Source organism: Pantoea sp. ICBG 1758 (assembly GCF_002928325.1).
In the GTDB taxonomy this organism is placed as follows: domain Bacteria; phylum Pseudomonadota; class Gammaproteobacteria; order Enterobacterales; family Enterobacteriaceae; genus Pantoea; species Pantoea eucrina.
In genome coordinates, this window is record NZ_POWL01000004.1 from 26401 (window position 1) to 46582 (window position 20182).

The 20182-nt window shown below is 56.5% G+C and carries 15 protein-coding genes; 10 read left to right on the forward strand and 5 right to left on the reverse strand.

Annotation, left to right across the window (positions count from 1 at the left end; genetic code table 11):
- Positions 1-196 precede the first annotated feature (196 nt).
- From C1Y41_RS13970 to C1Y41_RS13985, 4 genes are all read right to left on the reverse strand, one after another.
- Positions 197-6256, reverse strand: coding sequence for an autotransporter outer membrane beta-barrel domain-containing protein (locus C1Y41_RS13970; RefSeq protein ID WP_104085647.1), 6060 nt, complete (start codon positions 6254-6256; stop codon positions 197-199).
- Between the two features lie 550 nt (positions 6257-6806).
- Positions 6807-7607: a MetQ/NlpA family ABC transporter substrate-binding protein gene (locus C1Y41_RS13975; RefSeq protein ID WP_040113501.1), complete on the reverse strand. Its 801-nt coding sequence runs from the start codon at positions 7605-7607 to the stop codon at positions 6807-6809.
- A 107-nt stretch (positions 7608-7714) separates the two neighbouring features.
- Entirely contained in the window at positions 7715-8500 is a 786-nt protein-coding gene (locus tag C1Y41_RS13980) for an MBL fold metallo-hydrolase (RefSeq protein ID WP_071668344.1), read from the reverse strand.
- Between the two features lie 34 nt (positions 8501-8534).
- Complete coding sequence (locus C1Y41_RS13985; RefSeq protein WP_040113499.1) at positions 8535-8867, reverse strand: gamma-glutamylcyclotransferase family protein; 333 nt, start codon at positions 8865-8867, stop codon at positions 8535-8537.
- 183 nt (positions 8868-9050) lie between these two features.
- Here C1Y41_RS13985 and C1Y41_RS13990 point away from each other — a divergent pair, with 183 nt between their 5' ends.
- From C1Y41_RS13990 to C1Y41_RS14035, 10 genes are all read left to right on the forward strand, one after another.
- A complete protein-coding gene (locus C1Y41_RS13990; protein WP_040113498.1) occupies positions 9051-10025 on the forward strand; it encodes an XdhC family protein in 975 nt (324 codons plus the stop codon).
- A 185-nt stretch (positions 10026-10210) separates the two neighbouring features.
- Positions 10211-10699, forward strand: coding sequence for a (2Fe-2S)-binding protein (locus C1Y41_RS13995; protein WP_071668343.1), 489 nt, complete (start codon positions 10211-10213; stop codon positions 10697-10699).
- On the forward strand, positions 10696-11688 hold the full coding sequence (locus tag C1Y41_RS14000; protein ID WP_040113496.1) for a xanthine dehydrogenase family protein subunit M: 993 nt from the start codon (positions 10696-10698) through the stop codon (positions 11686-11688). Before C1Y41_RS13995 ends, C1Y41_RS14000 begins: the two co-directional genes overlap by 4 nt.
- 12 nt (positions 11689-11700) lie before the next feature.
- The gene (locus tag C1Y41_RS14005; protein WP_104085648.1) at positions 11701-13962 is read left to right on the forward strand and encodes a xanthine dehydrogenase family protein molybdopterin-binding subunit; all 2262 of its coding nucleotides are present in this window, start codon (positions 11701-11703) and stop codon (positions 13960-13962) included.
- A 53-nt stretch (positions 13963-14015) separates the two neighbouring features.
- Entirely contained in the window at positions 14016-14438 is a 423-nt protein-coding gene (locus C1Y41_RS14010) for a thiol-disulfide oxidoreductase DCC family protein (protein WP_104085649.1), read from the forward strand.
- Between the two features lie 422 nt (positions 14439-14860).
- Positions 14861-15574, forward strand: a complete 714-nt coding sequence (locus tag C1Y41_RS14015) for a bacteriorhodopsin (RefSeq protein WP_104085650.1) — start codon at positions 14861-14863, stop codon at positions 15572-15574.
- The gene (locus C1Y41_RS14020; protein ID WP_104085651.1) at positions 15571-16383 is read left to right on the forward strand and encodes a beta-carotene 15,15'-dioxygenase, Brp/Blh family; all 813 of its coding nucleotides are present in this window, start codon (positions 15571-15573) and stop codon (positions 16381-16383) included. The genes C1Y41_RS14015 and C1Y41_RS14020 overlap by 4 nt, the downstream gene beginning before the upstream one ends.
- A 370-nt stretch (positions 16384-16753) precedes the next feature.
- A complete protein-coding gene (gene fdhA, locus C1Y41_RS14025) occupies positions 16754-17947 on the forward strand; it encodes a formaldehyde dehydrogenase, glutathione-independent (RefSeq protein ID WP_071668338.1) in 1194 nt (397 codons plus the stop codon).
- Between the two features lie 257 nt (positions 17948-18204).
- On the forward strand, positions 18205-18483 hold the full coding sequence (locus C1Y41_RS14030) for a type II toxin-antitoxin system RelE/ParE family toxin (protein ID WP_071668337.1): 279 nt from the start codon (positions 18205-18207) through the stop codon (positions 18481-18483).
- Positions 18483-18788, forward strand: a complete 306-nt coding sequence (locus tag C1Y41_RS14035) for a HigA family addiction module antitoxin (RefSeq protein WP_040113493.1) — start codon at positions 18483-18485, stop codon at positions 18786-18788. Before C1Y41_RS14030 ends, C1Y41_RS14035 begins: the two co-directional genes overlap by 1 nt.
- Positions 18789-19267: 479 nt before the next feature.
- Here C1Y41_RS14035 and C1Y41_RS14040 read toward each other — a convergent pair whose 3' ends face one another.
- Positions 19268-19999, reverse strand: coding sequence for a YoaK family protein (locus C1Y41_RS14040; protein ID WP_104085652.1), 732 nt, complete (start codon positions 19997-19999; stop codon positions 19268-19270).
- Between the last annotated feature and the right edge of the window lie 183 nt (positions 20000-20182).

A 20182-nucleotide genomic window follows, 5' to 3' on the forward strand; every position in this document is an offset into this window, starting at 1 on the left:
TTTTCGGCGCAGGCAGGGAGAGGGTGGTGAATATTTACACACCATTTTTACGCCGGGAGCGCAAATTTTTACGCGTTTTTTATATCGCTGCGCGTTTAACAGCCAGATAAACAGCGTGCTGACTCAGTCAGCCTGGAGAGCAGGTACAGGGAGACACGGGACGACCTGTCGGGAGCGTCCTGTGTCTCCGGCCGGTTCAGAACTGCCAGCGTACGCCAGCATTGTAGCGCCATCCTTTGGCACCGTTCCCGTCGAGCGCTTTACGGTAATCCGCTTCGGCATAGAGCGAAACGTCATTGCGCAGCGTCATCGTGCCGCCCGCGCCCGCTTCCCACATCTGACCAAAACGCCCGCTGGTAAACGTCGCGCCCAGCGCCGGATTATCTGCAGCAGCGACCGATGTCCGCGCCGCGCCGCCCCAGCCTTTGTAATAATTTGCCCGCAGCCAGGGCGTATACTGGCGCTGATGCTCATCACTCCAGGTGCGAGCGAGGCGTGCGCCCAGCCGGCCAATCGTCTGGTCATAATCGCCGTAGCGCACTTTGCTGCCATCCTTGTCGGTAAAATCATTCATGTTTAGCTGCATATAGAGCAGCTGCGCCTGCGGTTCCAGCTGATAGCCGTCACCCAGAGCAAACGGATAGCCGCTCTCCAGTGAAGCGGTCCAGCCGTCTCCTTTCAGCTTAGCCACCTGTTTTTGCCGCGCGATGTTGGTGTCACCACGATGCCGGTCAAATGACAACACCCCATCCAGATAAAAGCCGTTATCACGTTGCCAGGTGCTGTAGAGCGCCAGGCTGTCGCTGTTAAAGGTGGTGCTGCTGTAGCCATCCGCTGCCTTCGGGCGCAGGCGCGTATTGCCGCGCGTATACGCTATACCGCCGCGCAGGGAGTCGCTATCGCCATCAAGCCGCAGCAGATTGCCACCGAGCTGGACTGCGCTGTAATCGAGATCAAAATCGTATCCGTAATTGCGGAAGCTGCGATCGCTCTGGTATTTCAGGTCAGAACCAATGTAGCGGAGAAACATCTCGCCGCCGTTGTCGTCAGCGCGCCGCTCTCCGTGGCGCAGCTCACCCAGACGTTTATGCAGGTCATCAACAATGGCAGCGGTATAATAAGCCAGCCCCACGGGCGCTGAAACATAAGAGGGCACCTGTGGTACCACGGCCGGACGCGCGTCATAAGTTTGTTCGCTACCAAATGCATCGGTAATCAGCGCAGGCTGGCAGCTGCTGCTGTTCTCGCAAATGAGATAGTTTGCCAGGCGATAATCCCAGTAGCGGTTCCCGCTGCCGCTGACCAGGCGCTGCGCCGGATCGCTGCTGCCCGGTGCGAAAGTGTATAAACGATACTGCCACGGTCCGGCCCCAAGATAGCCGTCCGCCAGCGCAAAGCTGCCGGCAGCCGCGTTACCACCTACCTGCGCCAGCGAAATACCTTCATTGCCTTCCACGCCACCGTTGCGATTGAGATCGGTCAGCGCACCGCTGCTGGCTGCGTCCGGCTGCACATTCAGCAGCGTGGTACCGCTGGCGTTGCCGGTCACGTTAATGCGATCGGTAAATTGATTGCCAGGCGCTCCCCCTTCGTTCAGTCGGGTGATCAGGTTGGCCTGACCGCCCGCCGACACCAGCGAGCCGTTGATGTCCAGCGTATTGCCCGGTGAACCGGCACCGTTGGTGAGGTCCAGCGTACCGCTGTTATTAACCACCAGCGAGCTGGCCGTACCGCCAGCCAGCAGCGGATGTACATTATTACCCGCGTACAAGGTGGATGCCCTGTCAATGTTGATGGTGCTGCGTGCCAGCTGCAGATTATCGGTCAGAGTCCAGCGCGCATCCGCAAAGTTAATGGTGCTCCAGCCGGTGCCGAGATTGACGCCCTTGCTGCGATCGTCGGCGCTAAAGCTGCCGCCACGCCCGTCAATCTGGCTGAATGTGAGACTGTTGCCGGCTCCGCTGCCGCTGGTGAGATGGTAAGTGGTGCTGAGGCTGACGCCGCTGACGCTGGCCTGATTGTTGTTACCATCGCCCATTGTCAGGCTGCCGTTGAGCGAGCCGCCGCTCCAGCGAAAGGTGTCAGATCCGCCGCCGGGATTGATATCGCCGCGCACTTCGCCTTCGGTCAGCAAAATAACGTCATCGGCATTGCTGCCAGCCACCGCCTGAGTTTGCGGCGTGGCGGTAATAATCGTGCCGAAGTTTTCGAACACCGTCTTACCACCGCGTAAATCCACAACCGGTGCACTCAGGCTGGCGGAGCGGAGCGTTCCGGTGTTCACAATGGTGCCAGCCGTACTGGAGATCAGCGCCGATCCGCCTGCGGCATTATTAATGTTCACGCTGGCAGCGGTGAAAATATCACCGGTGGTATTGGCCCGAATCCCGCTACCGCCTGCGCCGGTGACGTTGAACACGTAGCCCGAACCCAGCGTCAGATCGCCACGCGTCGTGCTGCCGTCGGCATTCACAATGTTCAGACCGTTGCCGTTGCCGCTGACGTTTGCCGTGACGGTGGAAGCGGGATCAAACGCCACGCCGGTACGAATGCCGTTGCCGTTGCTGACGTTAAGCGTCAGGTTGCTGAGCGTGACATTACTGAGTTCTGCCCGGTTCTCTATGCCGTTGCCGCTGCCGGAGACATTGATGCTGGCATCGCGGGCGCTGAGCGCGGCGGCCCCCTCGTCCAGTAAAATGCCGTGGGCAGTACCGCGCGCGGTAATTGCGGTATTACGACCGGTCAGCGCCAGGCTGGCCCCCTCGCTGATACGCACACCGGCTACGCCGTTTTCAACAGTGATGATGCCACCCTGCGCGAGCGTACTGCCGCGACCGGCAACATCCAGCCCGGTGCCGCGGGTGATTGTGACCACACCGTTATTGGTTAAGGTACTGCCGGCACGGGAGCGGATGCCGATACTGTTATTTCCGCTCAGACTAAGCGCACCATTGTTGATCAGGGTAGCGCCATTGGTGATATCGAAACCCGTGGCACCAACGCCGGCACCTCGGATACTGGCGTTGCTGGTAACCCGCGTTGCGGCAGCGCTGCCATCCAGCGCATTACTGAGGTCGCTGCGCAGCGTATTCGCCAGTACGCCAACGGCATTCTCGCCGCTCAGGTTAAGCGTGCTGCTGCGGTCCAGCGTGGCTGTCGCGCCTCCCTCGATGCGAACCGCCGTACTGCCTGCGCCGCTGGCGGTAAAGCTGGCGTTCGTGCTGTTTAGCGTGCTGCCATTGCCGGAAACAATGACGCCGGTGGCGTTTGCTGCACTGGCGTTGAGCGTACTCGCGGCGGTGAAACCGAGCGCTGCCCCCTCGTCAATGCGGTAGCCGGTGGAGCCCGCAGTCGTGATGTCCAGCGCACGTGTTGCCGAAGTGATACGAGAGCCGCTACCCGCTGCGTGGTAAGCGATCTGATTGCTATTGTTAAAGATCGGCGTTGATCCCGCGGCGATATTAACCTGTGCACCGCTGAGCGCTTCAGCACCCATTGCACCGACACCATTCAGGGTAAGCGTGCCGGCATCAAGCGTGGCTACGGCCAGTGCGCCGCTGGCCGTCACGCCGCGCGTGCGATTACGTACGCTGCCGCCATTGACATCAATGTTACCGCTATTGCTGGCGGTGGTAGCAAACGTGCTGCCCGCACTATTAACCACGATGCCGCTGCCGCCTCCGCTGATACTGATATTGCCGCTGTTGCTGCCGCTGGCACCGCTCTCCACGCGCATCCCGGTGGTGCTGGCGCCGCTGAAGATGATATTGCCGCTGTTGGTAAGCCGGGCGCGATTACGCGCCAGATAGCCGGTAATAGCGTCCTGCGCCGAATCAAGCTCTGCCGCTGAAATAAGTCGCGTATCGGCAACCGGAGCGCGACTGCTGGCACCGGTCAGCGTATGTTTTTGTCCGTCGGCGATCGCCCCGATGGCATTGCTGCCGGTGAGATTAATAGTGGTTGCAGCATCAATATTGCCCAGCGCACCGCCTTCGATATTTACGCCCGTCGCACCGATCCCGCTGACGTTCAGCGTGGCGTTACGGGTGTTAACCGTGGTGCCGTCAGCACCGGTGCCGTTGATCGCCACGCTTCCCGCGCCGGAGGCGGTCAGCGTGGTATCTGAACCATCAAATTCGGCACCCTGTTCGATACGAAACAGCGTGGAGTTGCGGGTGGTGACGTCAAAAGCATTGTTATCCGCTACGTTAATCAGCGCATTCGGACCATAGGCAAAGAAGCCGATTTGCTGACTGCCGGTACTGAAAGCCGGGATCGCATCCTCGGTAACATTCACGGTGGCATTACCGCGTGCGTGTACGCCAATTGCACCGTTGCCTGTCAGATTGATGCGCCCATCCACATTAGCCTGTGCTGTGCCGCTACCCTGTCCCTCTACCCAGACGCCAAAGTTGCGTGTGCCGCTGGCGGGATCGGCACCGCCTGCCACGTTGATCGTACCGGTGGAACTCGCTGCCGCCGTACTGCCATTGCCAGCCAGTACTTTGAGGCCGGTGCCGTTAACACCGTTGAGATTGATAGTGCCGCGATTCTCCAGTGTACCGCTGCTGTTACTGACCAGCATGCCGGTGTTTTCGCGCGGCACGTGCGCCGCACTGCCGTTAACATCAATAGTGCCGCTGTTGATGAGCGTGGCGTTGTTCGCACTGCTGACGGACATGCCGGCCGCATTCTGCACGCGGGAACCCAGTACGATGCTGCCTTCACTGATCGCGCTGCCATTCGCCAGCAGGGCAATACCGCTGGTCAGACCGCTCTGATTCATCGCGGTTTCCGCCACGCTATCGCTCAGGCTGTTTTGCGGACCGCGTCCGATGTAAATGGTGCCCGCGCTGTTATTAGTAAAGCGGCTGCTATCGGCCGTGAGCAGAACGCCAGAGGTGGTGCCGCGTGCGGCCGAGCCATTAACGCCAACGTTAATATTCCCGCTGTTACTCGCCTGCGCGCTGGAATCCAGCCGGATACCAGCGACGCCATTGGCAAGATTGCTGCCGGTGGTGCCGAGGTTCAGCACGCCATTATTGGTAAAGCTGCCGTTGTTTTGTACCGTAACCGCCGTCGCGTTGCTGCTGGCCGCGCCCACACCGGTGCCGTCAATCCGGTTGAGAAAGCCGCCGTTGATCACCCCGCTGCTGCTATTAGTTGCGCTGGCATCATCCAGCGAGAGTGCCGTACCCCGGCTGGCCAGCTTGCCATCGATGGTGGCGCTGGCACCGGATGCAACCCGCACGGCACCGCCGTTCGCGCCGACCGCCTCAAGCGTTTTATCTGCGGCAACAGTAATCTGTGAACCGGCACCCTCAGCATTGATCACGATACGGTTACCCAGGGGCTGTGTGATCTCATCCGGCGGCGTGGCGCTGACGCTGTAAACAATTTGTTCATCAGTGAGGGTGACGGCTTTATTAAATTCGCTGAGGTAACTGGCCGTGGCGAGATTGCCGTTTTGCAGCTGACTCACCAGCCAGTTGTTATAGCGCTGCAGCTGACTGGCATTGGTCACGTTAAAAGAGGTGCGCCTGCCATCCAGCGTTTGTACGCTGAAGCTGCCGTGGTAAGTGGCGAGGTTTTGCACGCTCAGACTGTCAGTTGCGCCACTTCCGGCTACATCTGCTGCTGAACCGGTGAAGGTGATACGGTTATTGCTGTTCCAGTTAATCACCCCGCCATTACTGGCCTGAAACAGCGTGGTGTTTTTTGCCGCCATGCTCCAGGCATTGGTACTGGCACTGCTGCTGGCATTGCTCTGCCCGATAGCGACATCCAGCGAGCTTCCGCTGCCGGTTACATCCGCTACGCGCGCGTTAATATACTGATTGTTATTCACGTTTTGCAGGTCTGGCACCACGGTGGTGCTGCTAACCGGTGCCAGTGCTACCAGACTGGCTGAATCGAAAACCTGAAAGGTCGTATTGCCGCCTGTGGTGAGATCCGGCACGGTAATAGCAAAATTTTGCGGGCCGGTATCAAGTCTCGCCCCATCGATAAATCCGGCGCCAGAGACGATGCTGACCTGCCCGAGCGTCGTATTTGTTGCGCCATCAATGCCTGTTTCAAATGCCTGATTGCCGGTCAGGGTCTGGCTGCCGCTGGTGACAATCAGCGCGCCGTTTTGTTGATCGTTATCGCGGGGATTGTAGGGACCAAGAGCGGCAGCCTGGCTGGCAAATGGGACGCAGAGCGCGGTCTGTACTGCCACTATTCCTAACGCAATGGGATTCAGGGTGAATCTCATACATCCTCCGGTAAACGATTTTTCAGCAACATGATGAATTCACCGCGCTAAAAGAGCGGACAGCACGAAGCGCATAATGTTTTTCAGCATGAACTAAGTGCCTGGCTTTATGTTCAGGCAGAGCAGGCGTGACGATATTTAAGGCAAATTCTGTTGGTTTTATAGACGTTGCGGGCGCAGAAGGCAAAAAAGCGAGGTGGCGATTTTTAACAGGATAAAATAACAGCGTGATCAAAAACAGGAAAGCATAACCCTGTTCTTTATCAGGTTTAAAAGTTAGCCGACTGTTATGACACTTATTTAATTTCCGGGCTTTACTATTGACTGGATCAGAATTCAAAAAACAGTTACAGGATTTAACCGGAGGATTATTTACCGTAACTGTGAAGCAATGCACAAAGCCGGATGCTGCATTTATCATGCCTGCTAATTAAAAAAGAGCGTGGCGGCCCGGACGGGACGCCACGGCAGATAGTTCAGAAGAGCAGTAAAACGTAATAATGACGCGCTCTTCTCTTTCTCCGGAGAAGAGGCGTGGAGCAGGCAGCGTTTACCAGCCTTTGATAATATCGCCTTTATAAATCTCGTTGGCTTTATCCAGTACCGGCTGCGAGCGGAAGGCCTCTTTCAGTTTCTGCACGTTCGCACTCTCTTTATTATCTTCACGCGCCACAATGGCATTGACGTATGGCGATGCTTTACCTTCCATAAACATACCGTCGCGTGAGGCGGAGAGATTTACCAGCGCCGCAAAGTTGTTATTGATGATGGAAAGATAGACCTGCGGATCGTCCAGCGTGCGTGCCAGCTGCGGCGTATCAACTTCAACAAACTTCAGCTTTTTAGGATTAGCAGTGATATCCAGCGTGGTAGGCAGCAGACCCGCTTCAGGTTTCACTTTAATCAGGCCCTGCGCCTGCAGCAGCAGCAGGCTGCGACCCAGCGTGGTGGCTTCGTTTGACAGCGTGATCGTCGCGCCATCCGGCAGTTCGTTCAGGCTTTTAATTTTGCGGGAGTAGCCGGCAATCGGGAATACAAAGGTATTGGTGATTACCGCAAATTTATAACCGCGCTCTTTTGACTGCATCTCAAGATAGGGCAGACTCTGGAAGGCGTTTGCATCCACGTCTTTATTGTAGAGCGCCTCGTTGGGCTGCACATAATCGTTAAACGCAATCACCTCAACATCCAGCTTATATTTGTCATGGGCGACCTGCTTCACTGTCTGCCAGAGCTGTTCATCCGGGCCGCTGTTGATCGCAACTTTGATTTTTTCGTCGTTATTATTGTCGCAGGCGCTAAGCAGCGTAACAGAAGCGGCCAGCAGCGCGGTCAGTAAATGTTTTTTCATGTTTGCAGCATCCTTATTCTTGTCAGCCCCGGACTATAATATGCGTCCAGACGTCTGTACATCCATAATTAACAGGTGGCTTATGCTTTTACTGCATAAGTTATGCGCTACTTCAGGCAGTTGAGATAGCGCTGCGCGGAACGTGCGACGGCGCTATCGGCATCCTGCAGGATCTCACGGCCGTCAAATGCGCCGTAAAGCTGGGCAAAATGCCGGTTCTGCAACCGCTGCATCATGTCGCGCACCACCCGGGCAGAGAGCGGCAGCATATTGGGATAGCTCCACATAAACGAGACGGCATCCGCGCCTGGCGTTACCTGCAAAATATCGCCACTCAGCATTACCCCCGAATCACGCTGCCAGTGCAGCACCGTGCCACCGGCAAAATGGCCGCCAAGACGCAGCAGCGTGATGCCTGGCAGCAGGGCATGCTCCTCCTCCTGCCATAAACGGATCCACGGGCTGTCGCGCATAATCCACGCTTTGTCGCTGGCATGCAGCCAGATCGGTGCGCTGAATGCGGCGGCCCAGTCCTGCATCGTGGTGTAGTAGTGGGGATGAGAGATGGCTATCGCCTGCAATCCTCCCAGCGCATGGATCAGCGTTTCGGTGGCGTCATCCAGATGAGCGATGCAGTCCCAGAGAATATTGCCGTGCGGGGTACAGAGCAGAAAAGCGCGCTGATTAATACCAAATGCCGGCAGGCTCTGCAGCGAAAGCAGTCCGGGCAGGTGCTGCTGCCATCGGTTGGTATGTGCGGCGCGTAAATCCGCCTGCGCTATCCAGCGCTGTCCGCCTGGCGGAATAAACTGGCGCTCATCTTCACAGACGGGACAGCGCCGGGGAGCCGGTTCGGCGTAAGAGGTGCCGCAGGCAGTACAGAGCGTAATCATAATCTCTCCTTATCAGCTGATCCGATAAGGATAGTTACTCTGTCGCGGGCTGCAGCTCGTAAACCCAGGCGCTAATCTGCTCACCCCGGTCGGTGGTCACGGCGACCGGCACGCGATCGTATCCCTCTTCAAACGCGTCGAGCATCGGCCAGTGCGCGTCGAGATGCGGCGAGAAAAACAGATAGCCCGGTACGCGCGCGCCCTCCGGTGAGAGCACCACGCCGGGAAAGTCCGCGGCAGCGCCCCAGCCCCGCGCATAATAGGTGCCGCTGACGCTGCCGGCCAGCCATTCGCCGCCTATCTGCTCCAGAAGCCAGGCGTTATCGTGCCCGGGCTGCAGCGTACCGTAGACAAACAGAGGTTTCATACCACTCCTGTAAAGGGTTGCGTTATACGAACCGGCTATTGTGACGCAGCGGGCGGGGCCGGTAAACGTCACGGGCGGGAAAAATTTCGCGCCGATTAGACGAAACGCCAAATGTGACATTTACTCATAGGAAGATTCAGGTCCCTGCAGGTAAAAAAGGGGGACATTACGACGGAGCAATTCATGTATCACCTTGATGTGCAGGTTCTTGAAACCGCGCAGCACTGGGCAGAAGCACATCCGGTATGGCTTTGTACCGTACTGAGCACCTTTGGCTCCTCGCCGCGTCCGCCGGGCGCCATGATGGCGATCCGCGCCGATGGACACTTCTGCGGCTCGCTCTCCGGCGGCTGTGTGGAGGAGGATTTTCGCCAGCGCATAGCAGCAGATGCTTTCAGCGAGGCGAGCGCTGTTGTGCGCTATGGCGATGGCGGGCTGACGCCTGACCGGGCACTGCCATGCGGCGGCGTGCTGGATATTCTGGTGGAAAAGCTGCCGCAGGGAGCGGCATCCATTCACTATCTGCGTCAGATGCACGATGCGCTGGTTCGGGCCGAAGCCATCAGTAAAACGCTGCTGCTGCCGCACCCCTGCGCCGGCATAGAGACGCACCCCTATACGCAGCAGACCGCAGCGCACATTACTGGCAACCAGGTTACGCTGACGCTCTCTGCGCCGCCGCGCCTGATTATCGCCGGTCTCTCCAGCGTAGGCATTTACTGCGCCAACTTTGCGCAGGCGCTGGGGTTTGAGACGCTGGTCTGCGAGCATCGCGATGAGGTGCTGGAGAATATGGGTGCGGAGTTACAGGCTGGCGTGCGGATTATACGCTGTTTTCCGGCCCGTTATCTGGAGCGTGAGGGGTGTCACAGCGCAACGGCGATTCTGTCACTGACCCACGATCCGCGAATCGATGACCTGACGATGATGGAAGCGGTGATGCTGCCGGCATTTTACCTCGGTGCGATGGGCTCGAAGCGCAACAGCAGCCGGCGGCTGTCGCGTCTGGCGGAGATCGCCGGATTGACCCCTGAGCAGCTGACGCGCATTCACGCGCCGGTGGGGCTGGATATTGGCAGCAAAACGCCGGCAGAAATCGCACTATCGATTATGGCGGACATTGTGCGCCATAAAAATGGCCTTGCAGCACGCCAGTAAGCCCGTTCCGGCAGCCATAGCCCTTTGCGCTATGGCATTTTTGCGCTAATCCCTCACAAAGTTTGTCCTTTTTTCTGACAACGCCTTCCGAAATGCGCTCAGCGTCTAGACTTAGCGGGTGCGCACGCTATTAAGAGATCCTAAACGCGCATCCCGATCGATTCTTTCACTATTGGAAATGAGCCATGTCAGAAAACATACAACTGCACCTCGAAGTCAATGGGCAGCCCATTGAACTTAGCGTCGACCCGCGCGTGACGCTGCTGGACGCGCTGCGTGAACACCTGACGCTGACCGGTACAAAAAAGGGCTGCGATCAGGGCCAGTGCGGCGCCTGTACCGTGCATATCAATGGCAAGCGGGTGCTGAGCTGCCTGACGCTGGCTGTACAGGCCAACGGGCAGCAGGTCACCACTATTGAAGGTCTGGCGCGACCTGATGGCACGCTGCATCCGGTTCAGGCGCGTTTTCTGGAGCATGACGCGTTTCAGTGCGGCTACTGCACGCCGGGGCAGATCATGTCTGCCGCCGCCTGCATTGCCGAAGGACATGCCGGATCTGCCGATGAGATCCGGGAATATATGAGCGGTAATCTTTGCCGCTGCGGTGCTTATCCTAATATCGTCGACGCTATTCAGCAGGCCGCCGCCGATCTCAGTTCGGAGGCGCGATGAATCCGTTTGACTACCTTGCGGCGAGCAGCCCTGAACAGGCGCTGCAGCAGAAGCAGCGTGCCAGCAGCCGGTTTCTGGCAGGGGGCACCACGCAGATTGACTTAATGAAATGTGACGTGGAACAGCCTGCAGCGCTGGTGGATATCAGCGGCCTGCAGGAGATGCGTGAAATTGCGTTCAGCTCTGACAGCCTGCGCATTGGCGCGCTGACGCGCATGAGTGAACTGGAGCATCACGCAGAGTGTCAGCGTGAAGCGCCGGCGATTTATCACAGCCTGTGGCAGGCGGCGTCGCCGCAGCTGCGTAACATGGCCACCATCGGCGGCAACCTGCTGCAGCGTACCCGCTGCGTTTACTTCCGCGATCCGCATACGTTCAGCGCCTGTAATAAGCGCAATCCGGGCTCGGGCTGCGCCGCGCTGGAGGGCATTAACGGCAACCACGCCATTCTGGGTACCAGTGACAGCTGTATTGCGGTTTATCCGGGCGATCTGGCTGTCGCACTGACCGCCTTTGATGCCGTGGTTATCGTGCGCAATGCCGCACAGCGGGAGCGCCGTATCCCGATCGATCAGTTCTATCTGCTGCCCGGCGATACGCCGCATCTCGAGCACGATCTCGCCAGCGATGAGATGATTATCGCGGTGGAACTGCCGCGCACCGCCGCGCTTAAACATTCGCACTACCTGAAGGTGCGCGATCGCAGCTCGTATGAGTTTGCTGCCGCCAGCGCTGCTGTCGGTATTGAGCTGGATGGCGACCGGATCCGCGACGTGCGTATCGCCGTCGGCGGCGTGGCGACAAAACCCTGGCGGGCGCAGCAGGTGGAAGGGGCGCTGCGCGGCCAGCCGTTTGATGAACAGACGCTGCGTCGTGCCGCAGAGCGTATCGTGCAGGATGCGAAAACCCTGCCGCAGAATCAGCACAAAAAAGTGCTGACACCGCGCGTGATTGCACGTGCACTACTTCAGGCTGGCGGCAAGGCGTAACGGGGAAATTGTATGGACAAGCAGGAACAGAACTATCAGGCACTCGGTGCCGGACGCAGTCGGGGCGACGGCGTGGTGAAAGTCACCGGCGCCGCGCGCTATGCGGCGGAGTATCAGCCTGAGAATATGCTGTATGGCGTGGTGGTGCAGTCCACTATCGCCAGCGGCCGGATGACGGATATTGACACCGCAGAGGCGGAACAGCAGCCTGGCGTAGTGGCGATTTATACCCATCTCAATCCGCTGAAGATCAACAAGCCCACCGCCATTGCTGACGGCGGCGCGGCGCAGTCTACCTACACACCGCTGCAGGATGACAAAATCATTCATAACGGTCAGAACATCGGGCTGGTGGTGGCAGAAACGTTTGAGCAGGCGACCTGGGCTGCCAGCCTCGTGAAAGTGCGCTATGAGGAAGCGAAGCCGCTGGTCTGGATGGACGATCCGGCAGCAGAGCGCCAGGAGAGCGCTACCGTTGAAATGGGTAATGCGCAGCAGGCGATGGCGCAGGCAGAAGTGAAAATCAAAAGCTGCTACGCCACACCGCGTGAATATAACATGCCGATGGAACCGCACGCCTGCATCGCCTCATGGCAGGATAATGCGCTCACGGTATGGGAGCCAAGCCAGTGGGTGATGGGAGCACAGACTGAAATAGCTGAATGGCTCGGCATTGAGCAGCAGCAGGTTCGGGTGATTTCTCCCTATGTGGGCGGCGGTTTTGGATCAAAACCTGTGCCCTATACCCATGTGGCGCTGGCCTGCGTGGCATCGCGCGCGCTGACGCGTCCGGTGAAAGTGGCGCTGTCGCGCCCGCAGACCTTTACCGGACTGGGCGGTCGTCCGGCGACGCAGCAGACTATTGAGATGGGTGCCGCACAGGATGGAAAACTGCTGGCGATCCTGCATGAAGGACTGAGCGATACCTCGCTCATTGACACGTTCGCGGAAGGGACGAACAAAGTCACCGGACGTATCTACGATGTGCCAAACGTCTATTCGCGTCATTATGTGGCTGCTATCAACACCGTTACGCCAGGATGGATGCGTGCGCCCGGCGAGAACCCGAGCGCGTTCGGACTTGAGGTGGCGATGGATGAGATGGCCTATGCGCTGGGTATCGATCCGCTGGAGCTGCGTCTGCGCAACTATGCAGAACAGGATCCGCAGGAAAATCTGCCGTGGAGTACGCGCCGTCTGAAAGAGGCTTACAGCGCAGCGGCTGAAGCGTTCGGCTGGAAAGATCGCACTATGGCACCGCGCTCAATGCGCGAAGGCCGCGAGCTGATAGGCTGGGGCATGGCAACGGCAACCTATCCGGTAAACAAAGCCCCGGCTGAGGCGCGCCTGATCCTCAACAGTCAGGGTGAGCTGGTGGTGCAGAGTGCAGGTGCTGATATCGGCACCGGAACCTACACCATTCTGGCGCAGACTGCGGCAGAAGTGCTCTGTCTTGACTCTACCCGCATTAAAGTTGAACTGGGTGATACCCGGCTGCCGCGTGCCGGCGTGGCGGGCGGTTCGCAGCTGGCCGGCAACCTGACCGGTGCCGTGCATAAGACGGCGGTGGCGCTGCGTGACCGGCTCTACGCGCTGGCAGGTGCTTCTTCAGATGCGCCGTTCCCGCAGACCGACGCTGAACAGCTGACGCTCTGCGCGGGAGGCGTGTGCCTGAAAGGTCAGCCGGAGCGTGCGGTGTCGCTGGGCGATCTGGTGCGGCTGAGCGGTGAAGAGACGCTGGCGGTAACGGACGGTACCTTTAAGCCGGACGAAAGTGCAGAGGAGCGTGATAAAGCGGTGCACTCGATGTCGAGAATGACCACGCCGGAAGAATTTTCTTCACACAGCTGGGGTGCCCAGTTTGTTGAAGTGCGCGTTGACGAGGATTTCGGTACGGTGCGCGTCAGACGTATGGTCTCTGCCTTTGACAGCGGACGGCTTTATAATCCGAAACTGGCGCGCAGCCAGTGGATTGGCGGAATGGTGATGGGGCTCGGGCAGGCGCTGCTGGAGGGTGGAGCGGTCGATCCGCGTAACGCCCGCATCGTGAACAATAATCTCGCCGATTATCTGATTGCGGTTAACGCTGACGTACCGGACATTATCACTATCGACGTGGGTGAGCCGGATCATCACGCCACGCTGATGGGCGGAAAAGCTGTGGGCGAACTGGGTATTGTGGGTATGGCTGCGGCCATCAGTAATGCTGTTTATCACGCAACCGGCAAGCGCATTCGCGATCTGCCGCTTTCCCTGGAGAAGTTGATCGATTAATGCAGGCTGGCGGCGTCAGGAGGATGCCGCCGCTTCATCCCGTGGGCGCTCACATGGCTATTCCCTATCTCAGGCCTGGTGAACAGGTAGTGCTTTACGACGGCGTGTGCAAACTCTGCAATGGCTGGGTGGCATTTTTGCTGCGTCACCGGCTGGATCGGCGGGTACGGTTTGCCACCGTGCAGAGTGAGGAGGGCAAAACGTTGCTGCGTCATGTCAGCATGCCCGTCGACGATATCCGCACCATCGTGCTGATTGGTGAAAACGGACACTGGCTGCGCGCCCAGGCAATCTGTCGCGTAATAAAAAACCTTCACAGTCGCTGGCGTATTTTTGCGCTGCTGCGTTATTTCCCCGATGCGGTAAGCAACGCTATATATAACCTTATTGCCCGCAACCGCTATCGCCTTTTTGGCCGCTATGACGACGTTAAGCACCTCTCTCCCGACTTCCCCGAAAGGTTTATTGCACGCTAAAGCAGCGTTATTGCTTTGATAGCAGAAAATGAAAATCAGAGATGCAGGTAAATAAATTTCCTGCATCAATCCCTTTTGTGCACTACATCAGGCTGGTGCAGCAGCATCTATTTATATTTTTGATTTTAAAGTAAATTAATTAACTTTCTGTTTCATTAAACCGCAATTGTCTATTTTGTATACTCTTCTTTACATAAAAAATTACATTTTATGCCTGATTAAAAACAAATAATGTCCCGCGGAGGACGATACTTTTTGCCAGTTCTTTCTCCTGAAGACCATCATGGCTTTGAATAATGGCACAATACAAATAGCACCATATACTTTAAGCGTATTCTCTCCCGGAATATAACATTACCTTTTAATTTTCTATGGCAGCGCAGCGGGCGTGATAATGACGCCGCTGTACAGGAGCAATCAACATGGATCAGACTGCATTTCTCATTGGATTTTCAGTGATGGCGCTTGCATCACTGGCGATTTACGCCACCGGCAGTAAAACGTTTCCCTCCCGTCACCACACCCTGATGCATGCATCAGTGCCTTTTATTGCCGCTACGGCGTATCTGGCAATGGCGTTTGGCTATGGCAACCTTACCCTGGACAGCGGCACGACGGTCTATATGGCGCGTTATGCTGACTGGTCTGTGACCACGCCGATTCTGCTGGCGGGGCTGGTTATGCTGGCCTTTCATGAGCATGGCAAGCCAGGCGAGATGGGCGGCTTTCTGACCGCTATTATCGTGCTGGATGTGATGATGATTGTGACCGGTCTTGTCTCCTCTCTGGCGGAAACCGCAGTAGGAAAATGGGTCTGGTATTTCTGGTCCTGCGCTGCATTCCTCGGCGTGATCTATCTGCTGTGGGGACCGCTGCGTACGATGGCGGCGGAGCGGGGCAGCGCACTGGCAGGCGCCTACAACAAAAACGTGGCGCTGCTGACGGTGGTCTGGTTTATCTATCCGGTGGTATTTCTGATCGGGCCGGAAGGGCTGAAGATCATTTCTGATCCTGCTTCAATCTGGGCATTTCTGATTCTCGATATTATCGCCAAAGTTTTCTACGCCTTTTACGCGGCGGCGAATCTGGAAAAAGCGTTGCGCTACGCAAAACGCGATGGTGCCGTGCGGGTATGATCCTGCGGCAGCATACCGGCTGGCTGACGCTCTGGGGGGCAGCTCTGGCTGCCTCTTTCAGCCCGCTGCCGGTTCAGCTGCTGTTTGCCGTCGTGGCCATTGGCATTATCGGCATGGCGCACGGTGCAAGCGATCTTGAGATTGTCAGGCGCGAACAGCAGTGCGCTTTTCTGGCAGGTTACGGCGTAGTGATTGTGCTGTGCCTGTTCTGGTGGCACTGGCGTCCGGCAATCGCGCTACCGGGCTTTCTGCTCGCCTCTGCCATCCATTTTGCGCTGGAAGATGCGCCGCACGGCTCTCTGGCTGAACGACTGGCGCGCGGCATCAGTCTGATTGCAACGCCTGCCGCACTGCATCTGACAGCGTACAGAACGATTTTACATCAGGCCGGGCTGGCATCTGCTATGCCGGATAGCGTGACTGCGGGTCTGGCTATAGCGGGCGGCTTTACCGCCGCAGCGCTGTTGCTGACAGGCATTGTACGGCGCGACAGGCGTCTGCTGGCCGGGACGCTGGCATTGCTGCTTCTGCCGCCTTTTGTCGGTTTTTCTGTAGGCTTTCTGATCCTGCATGCGCTACCGCAGACCCGCGAACGGCGCGATTTGCTGGGGTTCAGACATTACGCTGACTACCTGCGTGCCGTCTGGCCGGTGCTGACGGCAGCTATTTTGCTGGCGGTACTGATCATGTTTATGATGCAGCCCACCGATACCGCCGGCGTGCGTTCACTGTTTGCCGCGCTGGCCGCGCTCGCTATCCCGCATTTACTGATCACGCCGTGGTTTGAGAAACCGCCGCACCGTAAATAATGCGTGCCATTCATTACGCTATCTTCTATTCAAATATAAGCAGGAAATGGCAGGTGAGATAATAATAATTCCCTGCCCGAATAACTGTTTTAATTAATAGCGTATCACTGTGCGACATTGTACTATCAGTTTGCGACATAACGCGGATATTTCAAAATTAATATATTTATCTACATGTATTTAATGGGTTTTCCTGTATAGCCACTTGTTGCATTCATGAAGCCAGTCACAACTCCGGCACGCGTAATCCATTCCCTGTTTAATTACGCACTATTGCGTATTAGATTTAACGCGTCATCACTCTTTATTATCTTACGGTTTCGTAAGTGTCCGGCAGTTAATGTGCATATCAACATATAATGGAGATTTTATGGGCGCAAATTCCAACCGCGGTGTGGTGTATCAGGGGCCAGGTAAAGTCGAGGTGCAGGATATTGCCGATCCGGTCTTTGCTAATCCGGCCGGCAAGAAGATTGGGCACGCCGTGATCCTGAAAGTGCTCTCCACCAATATCTGTGGCTCAGATCAGCATATGGTGCGCGGACGTACCACCGCGCCTGCGGGTATGGTGCTCGGCCATGAAATTACCGGTGAAATTATCGAAAAGGGCGCTGACGTTGAGATGCTTAACGTCGGTGATATTGTCTCTGTGCCGTTTAACGTTGCCTGCGGGCGCTGCCGGTGCTGCCGTGAACTCGATACCGGCGTCTGCCTGACAGTCAATCCGGCACGCGCGGGCGGCGCGTTTGGCTATGTTGATATGGGCGGCTGGGTAGGCGGGCAGGCGAAATATGTGATGGTGCCCTATGCGGACTTTAACCTGCTGAAATTCCCTGACCGTGACCAGGCACTGGCGAAAATTCTGGATCTGACCATGCTGTCAGACATTTTACCGACCGGGTTTCACGGTGCAATCAATGCGGGTGTGGGCGTCGGCTCAACCACCTATGTTGCAGGCGCCGGTCCGGTTGGTCTGGCCGCGGCGGCATCAGCACAGATCCTCGGTGCGGCGGTGGTAATGGTAGGTGACTTCAACAAAGAGCGTCTGGAGCACGCCAGGAAAATGGGGTTTGTGCCGATCGACCTGAGTCAGCATGACCGCCTGGGAGAGATGGTTGCGCAGGTCACTGGTACGCCGGAAGTCGATTCAGCTATCGACGCCGTCGGATTTGAAGCGCGCGGCCATTCCGGCAAGGAGCAGCCGGCGGTGGTGCTGAATCAGATGATGGAGATCACCCGCGTGGCCGGTAATATCGGCATTCCGGGTCTGTATGTGACGGAAGATCCGGGCGCGCACGATAAATCAGCACAGGAAGGCTCCCTGAGCCTGAAGTTTGGTCTCGGCTGGTCTAAAGCGCAGTCGTTCCATACCGGGCAAACCCCGGTGGTACGTTACAACCGGCAGCTGATGAACGCCATCCTGCACGATCGTTTGCCGATTGCGAAAATCGTTAATGCCAAAGTGATCCCGCTTGAAGAAGCGGCGCAGGGGTACGCTCAGTTTGACGCCGGCGTTGCCGCCAAATATGTGCTGGATCCGCACGGCATGCTGACGGCAAAATAGTCTGGTGCAGATAAACTTATCCGGCAAGGTGTAAGGCACGCGCGAATATGCGCTGTGCCTTACACGCGTTTAAGTGCGCATAATCATGATTATGTTAAATGAACTATCTTTTTAGTTCATCTGTAGCCCCGCTAGTCCAGACAATTATTCTCCCTTTTTATCTTAACGTTCATCTCTTAAATTACACGCCATGAGATGTTGCTTACCATGCAACACATGCTATAGTGTTCCCTGTTAAGCAACACTGGGATACAAGGATGATCAAAACCTGGCTACATAAAGGACTTGAAGAATTTTATACAACCGGCCCTACCCGCAAGATTAACGCAGCTCATGAGAAGCGGCTACGTATGCGCCTGAGGGTAATTGACCTGGCTGAGAAAATTGAGGATATGAACCTTAGTGGCTACAGGTTGCATCCTCTTAAAGGTGACAGACAAGGTATCTGGTCTATCACGGTGACAGGAAACTGGCGAATCACTTTTGAATTCAAAGATGGTGACGCCTATATTCTGAATTATGAGGATTATCATTAATGACTATGCACAACCCCCCGCACGCGGGTGAAATCATTGCCGATATTATGGAAGATCTTCAGATCGGTATCAGAGAACTGGCGCGTGCTTTAGCTGTAGCCCCCTCTACCGCTTCAAGAATAGTATCGGGAGCAACGGCGGTAACGCCAGAGATGGCGATCAAATTATCGGCCGTGATTGGCAGTACGCCTGCGATGTGGCTGCGCATTCAGGCCGCTTATGATTTAGAGCGGGCAGCCAAAACTGTTGACCTCTCGGTTCTGAATACCAGCTTCAAGCCTGACCCGCTGCAGGGTGTCAACTGAAGCCTGTGGGCAACGTGAGCAGCTGGTGTTAATTGCTCATTACACTCCGTTATCACGCGCGCCGTTTCACTGAAGGCAAGAGCTTAAGCAGAACGATATATGTGGAACACGATATCTTTCTTCAGTTGCCACCTGCCTGCGGATGAACGCTGCAGGGAAAATCATTCGCGCGCGGCGTGTGTGTCCCGATACCTTACCGATTATGTTTGAATACTCCCCGCGTAGTGCTCAGTGAGAACAACGGCTGTCACTGCTAATGATCTTTTATGTACATAAGTTCATATAATGGGACTTATATGAACTTATAAAGAGGGTATTGACGGGAGTTGTGATGATGGGCGTGGTGCTTCAGCTCAAAAAACCGGCGTCGCTACGTGAATTCTGCAGGTATTGCAGCACTGGTTACCCTGCAGAATTCACCCAGCGTTGCCGGTTTTATCAGCAAAAAACAGCACCGGAGTGCTGTGTAGTTTGTCGGGTTACCAGAAACGTACGCCGGTAAGATGCAGCGTACGGGCGATGCCGCCTGCTGCAATCAGCGAAAGCGCGATTCCCAGCATAGCCATTGCGTTAAAGCCAAAGTGCCGGAACAGCAGATAGCCCGCCACGCAGCCGGTAAGAAAAGAGAAGATGGTTACAAGGTGGGTATAAAGAAGCTTACGATGCAGATGGCGCTCCCCCGCTTCGCTGCTGCTGAACGTTGCCCGCAGAAACGAGCCCAGCGCAATACCGGCATCGGTCAGCGTACCGGTTACGTGCGTTGAGCGTACGCGACCAGACGAGAGCTGTGTCGAGGTGGAATTATGGATCCCCATCAGCAGGCCGAGCGTGACAAGGATTTCACCGTTGTTACGTTCTGAGTACCACAGGATCTCCACCACTGACGTCATCAGCAGAAGCAGTCCCTCAATGAAAAGCACCTGACAAAAAATGGTCCTGATATTGCGTTTAAGCCCCCAGGCAACCGTCAGGCGCGCGATCATTGAGCCGGTGACAAATGCCAGAATTAAGCCGGCCAGAAACAGCAGATCCTGCAGATCGGAACCTGAAACTTCAGCAGAGATTTGGGAGGTGTTACCGGTCATATGGGAGGGGAAAAAACCAAAAGCACCGAATGCCATGGCGTTAAGTATACCTGCAGTGGTCGCCAGCGTGAGCGCCAGCAGGCGATCTTCGCTGTGCGAACGTAACTTCTTTTTTCTCAGCAGCATCCTTCTCTTACCTCGCAGCGTTAAGGCACATAATATTAGCGTAGCGCACTATTCAGCATAGCGAAGTCTGGCCAGGACGCATGTAACTAACTGCTTTCAATAGTTAATAATGTCAGAAAATGCAAATTCAGAGTGAGAGCCGGAATAACCCGCTTTCAGTGACGTTGTCACATAATACGGGCG